Origin of the sequence: Pelosinus sp. sgz500959, from assembly GCF_042610375.1 — a bacterium.
In the GTDB taxonomy this organism is placed as follows: domain Bacteria; phylum Bacillota; class Negativicutes; order DSM-13327; family DSM-13327; genus CTSoil-075.
Map to the genome: position 1 here is coordinate 223,239 of NZ_JBGJZL010000004.1, position 13,052 is coordinate 236,290.

Here is a 13,052-nt window from a genome sequence, read left to right on the forward strand (position 1 = left end):
TGTATTGTCAAGTATTAAACGAAAGAATCTCACTCCGGTGCAGCAACAGTATCAGGACTTTGCGCGTGCAAGAGAACCACAACGCCCCATCGTTAAAAATTGTATACGAGCTTTTGTTGGCGGAGGTATGATCTGTACAATAGGTCAGGGGATCCAATGGCTTTTTATAAATTATTTTAATTTTGATGAAAAGACGGCTGGAGATCCTACGGTTGCTGTTCTCATCATGATTTCAGTATTGCTTACAAGTTTTGGAATTTATGATCATATCGCTCAATGGGCTGGTGCTGGAAGTGCAGTTCCCGTTACAGGTTTTGCAAATACTATCACATCAGCCGCCCTTGATCATAAAAGTGAAGGTTTTGTATTAGGTGTTGGAGGAAATATGTTTAAAATTGCGGGACCAGTCATTGTATTTGGCGTTTTTTCGGCTTTCATTGTTGCTATTATCAGTGTAACGATTACATCATTAGGTGGAATGTAAATGCTACAAGGTCATCAAACATGGTTTTTTGAATCTAAACCAGTCATTATCGGCTCTGCTGCTATAGGCGGACCTTTTGAGGCTCAAGGTAACTTAGCGAAGGATTTTGATTTACTTCATGGTGATATATGGCTTGGACAAGACAGCTATGAGCAAGCTGAAAAGAAATTTTTAGAACAAGCTTGTGAGACCGCAATTAAAAAATCAGGACTTAAAAAAGAGGATATTCAATTTTTTCTTAGTGGTGATCTAATTAATCAGATTATGCCTAGCAGCTTTACTGCACGTACACTTTCTATTCCTTATTTAGGAATTTATGGAGCGTGCTCTAGCTCTATGGAAGGCCTGTCTTTAGCTTCCTTGCTTATTGATAGTGGTTTTGCAAAGAATGCACTTGTTGGTACATCGAGCCATAATGCAGCATGTGAAAAACAATATCGATATCCTACTGAATATGGCGCACAAAAACCTCCCACAGCCCAATGGACTGTAACGGGGGCTGGTGCTGCAGTTGTTGCGCAGCAAGGTGAAGGACCACGTGTTGTGGCCTCTACGATTGGACGAGTCATAGATATGGGGCTTTCCGACCCTTTTAATATGGGAGCAGCTATGGCTCCGGCTGCAGTTTCCACGATAGAAGCTCATTTTAGAGATTTGGACATATCTCCATCACACTATGATTTGATTGCAACGGGAGACCTAGGTAAGATTGGTCATCGAATTGCTGGAGATTTGCTTACGCAGCATGGACTTAACATCCCTGTAGAAAAGTTGACCGATTGTGGTATTTTGATGTATAAGGAAGACCAACCAGTTTTTGCAGGCGGCAGTGGTTGTGCTTGTGTTGCTACAACCACCTTCGGACATCTCCTAAATCGCATGCGAACAGGAGAATTGAAACGAATTTTAGTGGTAGCCACAGGTGCTTTACTCTCGCCCATGTCTTATCAACAAAAAGAAACGATACCTTGTATTGCTTATGCAGTATCGATGGAAATATAAAAGAAGGAGGCTTATAGTTGGAGAAGTTTGTTTTGGCGTTTATCGTTGGTGGAATTATATGCGTAATTGGGCAACTCCTTATGGATGGTTTGAAATTAACTCCTGCCCATACCATGGTTACGCTCGTAGTGTCAGGAGCTATTTTAGGAGGACTTGGTGTGTATGACGATTTGATTAAGTTTGCAGGTGCTGGAGCTTCCGTTCCAATTAGTAGTTTTGGCAATCAATTGGTAAAAGGTGCTCTCCAAGAGGCACAACGGACAGGTATGATCGGGATATTGACAGGTATTTTTAAAATTACTAGTGCAGGAATTTCGTCAGCAATTATCTTTGGTTTTTTGTCAGCGTTACTATGTAAACCAAAGGGATAAAAATAGTTTGGTAAAGGAGGTGAAAGACGTGACAGTCGGTACTCAAATGACTCAAGCGATTGCAACGATTCAATCTGCGGCATCAAGTATGAAAACATTTTCATTAGAGACTCAAGATCAGCAGGCAAAACAAACATTTGAACAATTAGCAACGACTCTTGATAATGCAGTTGATACATTAAAGAGTAGACAAAAATACGTTGAAAATCAGGAACCACAATATAAACAGCAATAGATTTAAGAATGAAGTATATCTCTAATAAAAGCTGAAAATAAATTTTCAGCTTTTATTTTTATAAATAATAACAGCAAATAGTTATCTTTACTGCATGTAACTAGAACGAATGCTTTAGAGTGAATAAATACTAAATAGACTTGACAGATTAGAGAATACAGTGTAATATTTTAAAGGTAATGATTATCATTATCAATAATGATAATCAAAAAAAAATCTAATCTTTAAGCGGGTAGTGGTTATAAAAATATAAAATAAGGGGAAATGTGTATATGAAAAAGATAGCTGTTATTTACTGGAGCGGGACAGGAAATACTGAAGCAATGGCAAAAGCGATTGCAGAAGGAGCCCAAAATGCAAATACTGAAGTTTCCTTACTTAGTGTAGACCAAGCTTCTATGGATGATGTGATTAACGCAGACTCTATTGCCTTCGGATGCCCATCAATGGGGGCTGAAGTGTTAGAAGAATCAGAAATGGAGCCATTTATAGAATCAATTGAAGGAGAACTTTCTGGTAAACCTGTGGCTTTATTTGGTTCATATGGCTGGGGCAATGGTGAGTGGATGCAAGATTGGGTCGAGAGAATGAATGGATGTAAAGCCAAAGTGATAGGAGAAGGTCTTATTATTATGGGAGCGCCTAGTGATCCAGATCTAGAAGAGTGTAAAACTTTGGGGATAGAATTAAGCGAAGTGTAAATTTCAACGAATTATATTTTAAGTTGGAAGAAAAAATTTTCTTCCAACTTAAATAGGATATTGTTTCTCTGGATAATAAGACTAGGATTTAGATGGAGTTTTAACTCTAGCTAAATCCTAGTCTTATTATTGCAATGGCTTATCCTGTTGTGGCAGGTCAATTTGTTTGAAGTATCGGCCTTTAATTTCAAACGTATCACATACTCCATCATCGACAATTCGTACATACCCTTTACCAATAAATTTCAAATCTTTTTCGGGACGTTCAACTTCTTCCCATTTAAAATGTCGTTCTTCTTCTGTTCCGCGGTTTTCTACAAATATTTCAGATTCAGGATCTGGTTTTTCATCACCGCGACAAGGCTTGAAATTTTCTGTCAGTTTTTCGATGAAAAAATTGCAGATGGTATCTGGTATATCTAATGGACCCTCAACATCTCCTTTTTCATCATCTAATACTAGGAAAAGTGCGTTGCCAAAGATGATCTCATGTTGGTCAGGTGCGGGGAAACGACGATTGGGTGGTAGTTGTAACGGTATTGCCATATCATTAATAAATATGTGTAAAGAAAGACCCTCACCGACCTCGAATAAGCGTGAACTCGTAAAATTTCCACCTAAGAGAGCCGATATTTCTTCAATTTGTTTATCAATGTATGCTGATAGTTTATACACAGCAGGCTTTTTGCCCACTTCAATGAGTATTGAATTTATTGTTGTCATAGATTTCCTCCTGCTTAGCTCTAGAACCCAGCTTTTTAGTGCGAATATTTTTTTTATTTTCGCCAAAAAAAATCAAATACCTTTAATATTTCTTTAAATAGATTGTTCTTTATGTATAAAGAAGCATCGTTCTAGGCAAAATCATTGAAGAAAAAACTTGTAGAAGATAAAAGAGTTGCAGGATTTTTTTATTTATACGGTAAATACACTATTATCAAGGTCTAAAATTATCTTTAGTAGTATAAGAGAGTTAAATCCATAAATGAGGGAGAGCTATACGGTGAGTAGAGAAAAAATGTTAAATCGAGAAATCCTTGTTCCTACGGTAAAAAAAATCTGTTCAACATACTATAATGAATGTACAGTTTCAGAGCTGATTCATAAAGGTGGACAACGACATAGAGTCGAAATAGAAGCTGATGGGTTGTTTTTTTATGTGGATTTTCATTTTAAAATCAATGGAAGTACATCAATTGATGTATCAAGTGGACAGCACATTGATAAAAAGAAACAAATTATGGCAGCTATCTTAAATGATCCTACCTGTTTATTAGGTTATGATAGCACGATAAAATAAGAACTGGCAGATAAATTAGAAAAACCCAAACCGTAATAAAACGGTTTGGGTTTTTCATAGCCTCATATGGTTACGCTATTTTTTTTGTCCTGTTAGGGTCAGATTAAATAAGATGACTTAAGTGAGCTACTTCCAATACGACAAAGCTGGCGGCGATAAAAGCCATAGCGCTAGCGCCAAGTTTAAGAACCATAATATCACTCCTTTTTTTAGCTGTTTCCAAATTACCGATTGGGCAGTCAATAATGGATTCAAAAGGATTATCTGAGAGAAAGTTAGATAAAAAATTCACGTATATAAGGCTTTTTCATTGTAGAATAATTAATAGTATTACGCAATTCTTGTTAGAGAGTTTCTCAAGCCAATAAGGTTTATTAAAAGGCATGAGATGAAAATGGCTACTTATTGCTTAAAAATACTGAAATGTTCAAAAAACATTAGAAAACATTAGAAAATAATAAAAAATAAAGATAATACTGTCGATTTTTAGCAGGAATTAGTAAGACAGAAAGCGAAAGTATCCATCAATTATAGATACATGAGTCCGATCTGATCTTAGAAGAGGAGGTGAATCCTTTTCAATTTATGACGTAGGTTTTAAAAAATTAAGAAAGAGGCATATTTTCTCATTCCATAAAAAGGGAGGATTTATGATGAAAAAATTAATAATCTTTGTACTAACATTATGTTTGGTGATGGGATTTTCTTCTATAGCTTTTGCAAGTCAACTTGATTTTACAATTGTTAATAAAACGGATTTTGATATGATTGATTTGTGGGTTGCCTCATCGGAAGGAAATAATAAGAGCTGGGGTGAGGAATTACTCAAAGGACAGACTCTAGAAAGCGGACACTCACAATTCATTTACTTTAGAGATGCTGATGGTTCTTATAAATCTTCAAAGTGGAGCATTGCGGTCAGAGACCGCGATGGTAAAGATTACATTTGGCGAAATATTGACCTAGCTAAATTTAGCACAATTACAATCTATTATAATCCTAACGATGGTAAATATTGGTGGAAAGGATCTCAAGGTTAAGTTAGATTGTTTAATAATGGGAAAAACTCCATGACTCTTAGAGTTATAGGAGTTTTTTTTTAAACAAAGAATTGAAAAAAAAGGCTAATTTTAAAAAAATTTACTTTAAAACAGGAAACTAGTTAATTAAAGCGAATTTTATAGTTAAGTTCAAAAAAATGATTGATATAAGATAATTAAGGATTCGATATGAGGAGGTTTTGATACAAATGAGAGTAACATCTGCAATTATTATCAAGGACAATAAAATACTCATCACTCAAAAAGGCTTACAAGGACGATTTGCAAAGAAGTGGGAATTTCCTGGGGGGAAAATTGATGCTGGTGAAACTCCTGAAGAATGTATCGTACGAGAGTTATTTGAAGAGTTACAAATAAGAATTGAAGTTGATGCTTTCTTCGGAAAGTGTATCCATAAGTACCCAGAGGGAGAAAATATAGTCTTAGCTTACTTTTGTACTTGGCATAGTGGGAATATTACTTTAACAGAACACAGCGCTTATCAGTGGGTAACAGTTGAAGAATTGAGTCAATATGATTTCACTCCTGCCGATATTTTATTAGCAGACAAATTGCAGTTGGAAATCAAGGGAAAAAGTATTTTCTCATTGAATGATGGAGGAAAAATGAATGCAGTGGTTGAGGAATAGCAAAGTAAAAATTATAATTGGTTTTTTAGCAGTGAGTATTGCATTGAGCAGTTCAACTCTAAGGGCAAATTCCATTCAGAATGATGAAATAAACGAAGTCTCCTCTTTACCAGTTCCTATGGTCGGTAAGGCAGAAGCGATTAAGATTAATTCTATTGATGAAATGAACTGGTACTTATCGCAGATGGATGAGAAGGAGCTTGCTGCAACTTTAAAACTATTTCGGGTAGCTCAAATCGTAAAAGGTGGATATGTAGGCGACGTATCAATGGAGAACCTTATGTCGGGTGCTATTAAGGGGACCGTGAGTAGTTTGGGTGATCCCTATTCTGTATATATGGATCCAAAGATGTATAAAGCATTAATGATTGAGACCAAAGGATCATTTGGCGGAGTTGGAATTATATTGGGCAGTAAAGATAATGTATTGACAGTTGTGGCACCGATTGAGGGGACACCAAGCGCTCAAGCGGGAATTTTAAGTGGAGATCAGATTATCAAAATCGATGGCAAAGATGCAAATGGTCTTGCTATCGATGAGGCTGTGAACCTCATTCGTGGTGCTGAAGGAAGTTCAGTATTGCTGACGATTGGACGAATTGGGCAAGAAAATAAGGAGTATCATCTTGTTCGATCGAATATTCAAATCAAAACGGTTAGCGGAAAAATGTTGGAAAATAATATAGGATATATTCGTCTTTCTATGTTTAATGAACATACAGGAGATGATCTTTCTAATAAACTGAAAGAATTAGAAGGACAAGGGATGAAAAAAATTATTTTGGATCTTAGGAATAATCCGGGTGGTCTACTGGGAGAAAGTATTAAAGTGGCTAACTATTTTGTTCCCCAAGGTCCCATTGTTTCAGTTGAAGGCAAGGATGGAACTAAAAAAACTAGTTTTTCTACATTAGAAGAGATTAAATATCCTTTAGTTATATTGGTGAATGGGGGCAGTGCCAGTGCATCTGAAATTGTAGCAGGTGCAGTGCAAGACACTGGCGCAGGAACCCTGATCGGCACCAAGACTTTTGGAAAAGGATCAGTACAGACTGTGCTCAGTCTAGACGATTCTTCGGCTGTAAAATTGACCATTGCAAAATATCTAACACCTAGTGGGCGTTCCATACACGGTGTGGGAATTGAGCCTGATATTGTGGTGGAGATGTCAGAGTTAAAAGAAGATGGTCATGATTTGCAGTTGGAAAAAGGGATTGAAGTTCTTTCTGAAAAATAATATGAAAAGTCCAAGGATATTTAAAAAATGATTCAAAATAAGGTCAGCTAAGATTTTGCGCAAGCCTAATCTTAGCTGACCTTAGTGTATTATAACTTAAAGTCAAACAGGCATGTAATACCTGTCATCTTATAATCTTCTTTGCCGTTAATACCAGCAAGGGGGACCTTTAAGTCCATGTTTTTGATTCTACGGTCGGCGTAGGATACGTTGAAGGCTGTACTTTGAGACATTTGATAACTGACACCAATTTCTCGCAGAGATACATTTTTTCCTTGCACGACTGTTGCGAATAAAGTGGACTTATCATTAAGCTTATGAGTTCCGGTCAAACCGAAGTGTAGAGCTGAATGAGAGGCAGAGGTTACATATTTACCAAAGGAAATTTTGTCATCTTCATAACCAACCAGAAAGGTAAGGTTAGGATTAACTTTGTAGAGTAAATTTAAATCGCGGAGATTAGCTTCTGCATACGTAGTCAATGGCAGGCCACCTGATGTCATAGTTGAATCTTCAGAGGTGAACATTCCTTGTTTATACTGTAGAGCGAAGTGGTCACTAAGACCAGTGGTTAAAACGGCTTTGAATCCAGATTTTCCATCAACATCAGCAGCTGCTGTCCCTTTACCATTCACTTTAGAATTGAGAGTGCTGCCGATTTCCAGATTAACGGCACCTTTTTCAAAGTTTGCTGTGGGAGATGCAAATGAGGTCGTTGCTGTCATCATGAGTCCCATTGTCATTACAGCGATTAGTTTGCGCATGAATCCTCCTTGTGGTGGTCCCTTTTGTGAGATGCCACGGTTGTATTTTTTGTACATATTTTTTACAGGGGCTCAAAATAACTATTTCCTATGCAAGAGATATTTTATCATAAGAAATGCTATTGTAAATAGAGACTATTCAGTCGTCTAAAAAAAATTGCAGGATTTTTTCATTATCTGCTAAATACTACAGTATATAATGGAACTTTTTTTTGGAGGAATCATATTGAGTATATTATCTAGACCATTTCAGAGTGGCAATCAGATTCATGAATTTGCTGATCGAGTGCTCACAAATGGCATCGTGTATACTGCAGATGAAAATGATCAGATCTGCGAAGCACTAGCGATTAAGGAAAATAAAATTATATTTGTTGGTAGCAATCGTGAGGTACAACAATATATAGGCAAAGATACTAAAGAGATTGATTTGTTTGGAAAGATGGTTATACCAGGTATGATCGATAGCCATATCCATCCACCAGGATTATCTTTACTCACTCTTCATGAAGTTCAATTATTTAATATGAATAGTGTCGAAGGGTATGTTGAGGCTGTAAAAGATTTTATCCTTCAACACCCAGATATGAAAGCTGTATATGGTCGTGGGTGGTCATGGGGGATATTGACAGGGGATGAACTAAATAAAGGTCCGAGAAAAGAGCACCTTGATGCCGTGTCAAAGGATATTCCTATCGTCTTACGCGCTAATGATGGTCATACGCTATGGGTTAACTCTAAAGCTCTCGAAGTCAATGGTATAACTTCAGAGACGCAGGTTCCCCAAGGTGGAATTATTGAAAAAAATCTGGAAACCGGCGAATTGTGGGGGACGTTAAAGGAATGGGCTATGTGGTTAATTGCTTTACCGGAATATAGTTTAGATCAATATATGACTGCTATGGATGCCTTTCAAAAGAAAATGCATAGCTTTGGTATTACCAGTATTCTTTGTATGGCAAGTTTACCTTTTGAAAAAATAATGAAAGCTTGTAGTGAGATGGAAAAAGAGCAGCAGTTAGCTCTTCGGATTCGCGGAGCTATGACGATTCATACAAAGGATGATTTTGAGACTCAACTTGAGATGATTAATCAAATGCGATCCCGATATCATAGTTCATATTTGAAAGTCATATCAGCCAAATTTTTTACAGATGGTGTGATTGAAGGGGGGACAAGTTGTTTATTGGAACCCTATACGATTGCAACTGGCAGAGGAGCTAATTATTACGGTGAGTTTTTATGGGATATGGAAGAGTTAAAACAAGCCTTTTGCCGCGTGAATGAGTGCGGCCTTTCAATTCATGTACATTCGACAGGAGATGCATCGACTCAACATGTATTGAATGCCTTAGAAGCTGTTCATCGCAAAGGTTTGACCGATGATCATCGTAATACCATTACCCACTTGCAACTTGTTGATGAAAAAGATATACTGCGTTTTAAAGAGTTGAATGTAATTGCTAGTGTTCAACCTTATTGGCAATTCAAAGGCCCTCAATGGTGGCATACTGTAGATTCCAAATTTTTGGGTGAACGTGCAGAAAAAGAATTTCCTTTAGGGACTTTCTTTGCAAATGGCATAACCGTAGCATCTTCCTCAGATTATCCTGCAACTGCTGTCCCCAATCCTCTTTTGGCGATTGATGTTGGCGTGACACGTAATATTGATAATGGAGTACTTCATGGGGTTGAGGATATTAGTCATATGGATGATGAACGTTATCTTTTAAATAAGCAAGAACGTGCTAGTGTCTCACAAATGATTAAGAGTTTTACCATAAATGGTGCATTTATGATGTTTATGGAAAATGAGATAGGATCGATTGAAATTGGTAAATTAGCTGATCTTGTAGTGCTTGATCAAAATTTATTCACGATTAATCCCGTTGATATTGATAAGGTAAAGGTTGTGATGACCTTTTTTGATGGTAAACTTGTGTATGAGACTTAAGTCCCGATCATTATAACTTAAGTCCTGAAAAATATTGACGTATGTATGGGAAAATAATATAATAATATCAAATAATACATAGATCGACAAAAATTAACAGAATTGGCAAACCTATTGAAAAATAGGGACGCAAAGCTATGGGTCTACAGTCGCTGGGCGACCAAGACTGCCAGGCCGCCATGCTAGCTTATACTACCATGTTCGAGGTCAGGCAAATCCTGACCTTTTTTTGCGTTTTTCTATGATTCTACTGATCCATTGCAAGTTTATTACACTTGTTTATGAAAGGATGGAAATATGAAAGTACTTATTGTTGATGATGCTCTCTTTATTCGATTAACGCTAAAAAACATGTTGGAGAATAATGGTTATCAAGTCGTGGGGGAAGCTGCAAATGGTTCGGAAGCAATTCTCAAATATAATGAACTTAAGCCTAATTTGGTTACAATGGATATAACAATGCCACAGATGGATGGCATAACGGCTTTAAAAGCGATAAAACGGATGGACCCTAATGCAAAAGTGGTTATGATATCGGCTTTAGGTCAAGAATCTACGGTGAAAGAAGCAATTATCTCTGGTGCCAATGGATTTATCGTAAAGCCATTTGTTGAAGAGCAAGTCATTCGAGGACTTAGCAAGTTTAACTAAGTACAGTACTTCTAGCATTGTAGTATTTTTTATGTGAGGGTGATTGAATTGATCAATGGTGACAGCAAAGCCCCGATGCTTGACCTTTTTGTATTTGAAACCAATCAGATGCTAGAACAACTCGAGCGCCTTATTTTAGATAGTGAAAAATCTGGGGGTATAGAAGTCGCTATCAATGAAGTATTTAGAATTATGCATACAATAAAAGGCTCGGCAGCGATGATGATGTTCAATGATATTTCTTCCTTAGCTCATTCTTTGGAAGATGTTTTTTATTATCTTCGTGAAGAAAAGCCTCTGAAGGTGGATTATTCAGAGTTGACTGACCTAGTTTTGAATGCCGTGGATTTTATCAAAGATGAAGTGATAAAAATAGAAAATGGAGGCGAGCCAACAGGTAATTCTGCTAATGTCAGTAGAAAAAATAAAGAATTTTTATCATCTTTAAAAGAAAATGACTTGAATGTGAATGATACCTCTTCTCAAATGGCTAGTACTGAAGGTGAGCTTCAACTTTCGATTGATGCGCTGGAGCAAGCTGAGTATGAAGGGCAAATCAAGTATGAAGCCATCGTCTATTTTGATGAAGACTGCGGAATGGAAAATATAAGAGCATTTACTTTGGTTCATGAACTCAGTGAGTTTGCTGAGAATATTGTGCACTCACCAAGTGATGTTTTTGAAAATGATGATACATCAGAAACCATTCAAAAAGAAGGTTTCAAAATCGCATTTACAAGTCAAAATGATTTGGAAATAGTGGAAGAAATTTTTAATAAGACAATGTTCTTAAAAGACTTCAGTATAAATATAGCTGAGGATACAAGACACAAAGAAGTAAAAGAAAAAAGAACAATTATTTTAGATGATTTAATTCTCGATGAATCCGCCAATCCTGTTGTTAAAGAAGTGGAGCGACAGGCAGAAGGAACGCAGAGTTTTATTAGTGTCAATGTAGCGAAAATGGACTTACTCATGGATTTAGTCGGCGAGCTTGTGATTGCAGAGGCTATGGTAACTCAAAATCCACAACTAAAAGGGTTAAAACTGGATAAATTCTACAAGTCCGTACGGCAATTAAGAAAAATTACGAATGAACTTCAGGATACGGTCATGTCTATTCGTATGATCCCTTTATCTGCAACCTTCCATAAAATGAATCGAATCGTTAGAGATATGGTAAGAAAACTCGATAAACAAGCAGAATTAGAGATTATAGGGGAACAAACAGAGGTAGATAAAAATATCATTGAAAGTATATCAGATCCATTAATGCATTTAATTCGTAATGCAGTGGATCATGGAATTGAGTCTGTTCAAGAACGAATTACTAAGGGAAAATCAGAAGTCGGGAAAATTCGCTTATCGGCAAAAAATGCTGGTGGCGATGTTTTGATTATCATACAAGATGATGGTGGAGGTCTAAATAAAGAAAAAATCTTAAGAAAAGCTTTCGAACGAGGTCTAATTGAAACGGAAGAGATCTCTTTAAGTGATAGCCAGATCTATTCCTTTATTTTGCAACCTGGTTTTTCTACGAATGAGACCGTGACCGAGTTTTCGGGGCGGGGAGTTGGTATGGACGTTGTAGTCAAGAACATTGAAAAAGTTGGTGGAACGATCAGTGTTGATAGCATCGAAGGACAAGGAACAACAATGTCTATCAGAATTCCTCTTACCCTTGCGATCATTGATGGAATGAATGTAAAGGTTGGAGATGCCATCTATACGATACCACTTATTGCAATAAAAGAGTCTTTTCGTTTGAAAGACCAAAATATGATCAATGACACAGATGATAATGAAATGATCATGATACGGGGAGAATGTCACCCTGTTTTGCGTCTCTATGAAAGGTTTCAAGTTCAGACCGAAGTAAAGGCTTTAAAAGAAGGAATCATGATCATGGTTGAGGCTGATGGAAAAAGCCGTTGCTTATTTGCTGATTCTTTACTTGGGCAGCAGCAGGTCGTGGTTAAGGCTTTGCCACCATATATTAAAAAGACAAAGGGGATAGCGGGGTGCACTTTGTTGGGGGACGGTGGTATTAGTTTAATACTAGACGTAGCTAACCTAAATTTTTAATAAATGATAAAAGTGAAATGAATTAAATAAACAAACAAAGGAGATTTGCCATGCCGGAAATTGCTAAAAACAAGTTGGAAAATGAAGAAGATACTCAAAAAGACAAGTTTTTAACTTTTGCCTTAGGATCTGAGGTCTATGGTATCGAAATTAAGTTTGTTACAGAGATTATCGGTATCCAGTCTGTAACTAAAATACCCGATCTTCCCCAATATGTAAAAGGTATTATTAACCTTCGAGGAAAAATCATTCCAGTCATTGATGTAAGGCTGCGGTTTAATAAATTGTATCGAGAGTACAATGATCGTACCTGCATTGTAGTAGTGGATATAAAGAATGTTACCTTAGGACTCATCGTAGATTCTGTGGAAGAAGTGCTGACGATTGTGGAACAAGAGATCGTTTTGCCTCCTCAGTTTGATCATGGCAATTATCAACAGCGATTTATTAAAGGAATTGGTAAAGTGGGTAAGAGTGTAAAGTTAATCCTAGACAGTGAGAGGTTATTAAGCGATCAGGAAATGAACAGTTTGGAACAAGTTTGTTAAGCAGTAGCGAAAAATAGTAAGGGAAGGCGG

Annotated in this window: 15 protein-coding genes and 1 riboswitch; of the genes, 13 read left to right on the top strand and 2 right to left on the bottom strand. The window is 36.9% G+C overall.

The genetic code is table 11. The features are described 5' to 3' along the window. Positions 1-4: 4 nt before the first annotated feature. The 5 genes from spoVAC to ACAN52_RS08120 all read left to right on the top strand — a co-directional run bounded on the left by spoVAC (position 5) and on the right by ACAN52_RS08120 (position 2,793). Positions 5-484, top strand: a complete 480-nt coding sequence (gene spoVAC / locus ACAN52_RS08100; protein ID WP_378954121.1) for a stage V sporulation protein AC — start codon at positions 5-7, stop codon at positions 482-484. After that, entirely contained in the window at positions 485-1,486 is a 1,002-nt protein-coding gene (spoVAD, locus tag ACAN52_RS08105) for a stage V sporulation protein AD (RefSeq protein ID WP_378954122.1), read from the top strand. A 17-nt stretch (positions 1,487-1,503) separates the two neighbouring features. After that, a complete protein-coding gene (gene spoVAE / locus ACAN52_RS08110; protein WP_378954124.1) occupies positions 1,504-1,857 on the top strand; it encodes a stage V sporulation protein AE in 354 nt (117 codons plus the stop codon). A 28-nt stretch (positions 1,858-1,885) separates the two neighbouring features. After that, on the top strand, positions 1,886-2,092 hold the full coding sequence (locus tag ACAN52_RS08115; protein WP_378954127.1) for a DUF1657 domain-containing protein: 207 nt from the start codon (positions 1,886-1,888) through the stop codon (positions 2,090-2,092). A 272-nt stretch (positions 2,093-2,364) separates the two neighbouring features. Next, positions 2,365-2,793 carry a flavodoxin gene (locus ACAN52_RS08120; RefSeq protein WP_378954129.1) on the top strand — a complete coding sequence of 143 codons (429 nt, stop codon included), beginning with the start codon at positions 2,365-2,367 and terminating at the stop codon, positions 2,791-2,793. Positions 2,794-2,919: 126 nt separating this feature from the next. Here ACAN52_RS08120 and ACAN52_RS08125 read toward each other — a convergent pair whose 3' ends face one another. Continuing rightward, positions 2,920-3,516 carry a hypothetical protein gene (locus tag ACAN52_RS08125; protein WP_378954130.1) on the bottom strand — a complete coding sequence of 199 codons (597 nt, stop codon included), beginning with the start codon at positions 3,514-3,516 and terminating at the stop codon, positions 2,920-2,922. Positions 3,517-3,796: 280 nt separating this feature from the next. Here ACAN52_RS08125 and ACAN52_RS08130 point away from each other — a divergent pair, with 280 nt between their 5' ends. The 4 genes from ACAN52_RS08130 to ACAN52_RS08145 all read left to right on the top strand — a co-directional run bounded on the left by ACAN52_RS08130 (position 3,797) and on the right by ACAN52_RS08145 (position 7,020). After that, the gene (locus ACAN52_RS08130) at positions 3,797-4,093 is read left to right on the top strand and encodes a hypothetical protein (RefSeq protein WP_378954131.1); all 297 of its coding nucleotides are present in this window, start codon (positions 3,797-3,799) and stop codon (positions 4,091-4,093) included. 650 nt (positions 4,094-4,743) lie between these two features. Then, the gene (locus ACAN52_RS08135; RefSeq protein ID WP_378954133.1) at positions 4,744-5,133 is read left to right on the top strand and encodes a hypothetical protein; all 390 of its coding nucleotides are present in this window, start codon (positions 4,744-4,746) and stop codon (positions 5,131-5,133) included. A gap of 209 nt (positions 5,134-5,342) precedes the next feature. Next, positions 5,343-5,783, top strand: coding sequence for an 8-oxo-dGTP diphosphatase MutT (mutT, locus tag ACAN52_RS08140; RefSeq protein WP_378954134.1), 441 nt, complete (start codon positions 5,343-5,345; stop codon positions 5,781-5,783). Continuing rightward, positions 5,764-7,020, top strand: coding sequence for a S41 family peptidase (locus ACAN52_RS08145; protein ID WP_378954136.1), 1,257 nt, complete (start codon positions 5,764-5,766; stop codon positions 7,018-7,020). Before mutT ends, ACAN52_RS08145 begins: the two co-directional genes overlap by 20 nt. An 89-nt stretch (positions 7,021-7,109) precedes the next feature. Here ACAN52_RS08145 and ACAN52_RS08150 read toward each other — a convergent pair whose 3' ends face one another. Continuing rightward, on the bottom strand, positions 7,110-7,784 hold the full coding sequence (locus tag ACAN52_RS08150; protein WP_378954137.1) for a hypothetical protein: 675 nt from the start codon (positions 7,782-7,784) through the stop codon (positions 7,110-7,112). A gap of 226 nt (positions 7,785-8,010) precedes the next feature. Between ACAN52_RS08150 and ACAN52_RS08155 the strand changes: the two genes are divergently transcribed. The 4 genes from ACAN52_RS08155 to ACAN52_RS08170 all read left to right on the top strand — a co-directional run bounded on the left by ACAN52_RS08155 (position 8,011) and on the right by ACAN52_RS08170 (position 13,022). Further along, positions 8,011-9,738 (top strand): amidohydrolase, encoded by a 1,728-nt coding sequence (locus ACAN52_RS08155; protein WP_378954139.1) that lies wholly within the window; start codon positions 8,011-8,013, stop codon positions 9,736-9,738. A gap of 94 nt (positions 9,739-9,832) precedes the next feature. Beyond that, a riboswitch (cyclic di-GMP riboswitch) is annotated at positions 9,833-9,920 on the top strand. A gap of 115 nt (positions 9,921-10,035) precedes the next feature. Beyond that, a complete protein-coding gene (locus ACAN52_RS08160; protein WP_378954140.1) occupies positions 10,036-10,389 on the top strand; it encodes a response regulator in 354 nt (117 codons plus the stop codon). Between the two features lie 48 nt (positions 10,390-10,437). Next, positions 10,438-12,474 carry a chemotaxis protein CheA gene (locus ACAN52_RS08165; protein WP_378954142.1) on the top strand — a complete coding sequence of 679 codons (2,037 nt, stop codon included), beginning with the start codon at positions 10,438-10,440 and terminating at the stop codon, positions 12,472-12,474. 50 nt (positions 12,475-12,524) lie between these two features. Then, on the top strand, positions 12,525-13,022 hold the full coding sequence (locus ACAN52_RS08170; RefSeq protein WP_378954143.1) for a chemotaxis protein CheW: 498 nt from the start codon (positions 12,525-12,527) through the stop codon (positions 13,020-13,022). Positions 13,023-13,052 lie beyond the last annotated feature (30 nt).

What these genes read in the sequence shown, in the direction of transcription:
- ACAN52_RS08150 (WP_378954137.1), bottom strand. Translation starts at nt 7,784, where the DNA reads ATGCGCAAACTAATCGCTGTAATGACAATGGGACTCATGATGACAGCA.
- mutT (WP_378954134.1), top strand. Translation starts at nt 5,343, where the DNA reads ATGAGAGTAACATCTGCAATTATTATCAAGGACAATAAAATACTCATC.
- ACAN52_RS08160 (WP_378954140.1), top strand. Translation starts at nt 10,036, where the DNA reads ATGAAAGTACTTATTGTTGATGATGCTCTCTTTATTCGATTAACGCTA.
- spoVAD (WP_378954122.1), top strand. Translation starts at nt 485, where the DNA reads ATGCTACAAGGTCATCAAACATGGTTTTTTGAATCTAAACCAGTCATT.
- ACAN52_RS08170 (WP_378954143.1), top strand. Translation starts at nt 12,525, where the DNA reads ATGCCGGAAATTGCTAAAAACAAGTTGGAAAATGAAGAAGATACTCAA.
- ACAN52_RS08145 (WP_378954136.1), top strand. Translation starts at nt 5,764, where the DNA reads ATGCAGTGGTTGAGGAATAGCAAAGTAAAAATTATAATTGGTTTTTTA.
- ACAN52_RS08125 (WP_378954130.1), bottom strand. Translation starts at nt 3,516, where the DNA reads ATGACAACAATAAATTCAATACTCATTGAAGTGGGCAAAAAGCCTGCT.
- ACAN52_RS08120 (WP_378954129.1), top strand. Translation starts at nt 2,365, where the DNA reads ATGAAAAAGATAGCTGTTATTTACTGGAGCGGGACAGGAAATACTGAA.
- ACAN52_RS08135 (WP_378954133.1), top strand. Translation starts at nt 4,744, where the DNA reads ATGATGAAAAAATTAATAATCTTTGTACTAACATTATGTTTGGTGATG.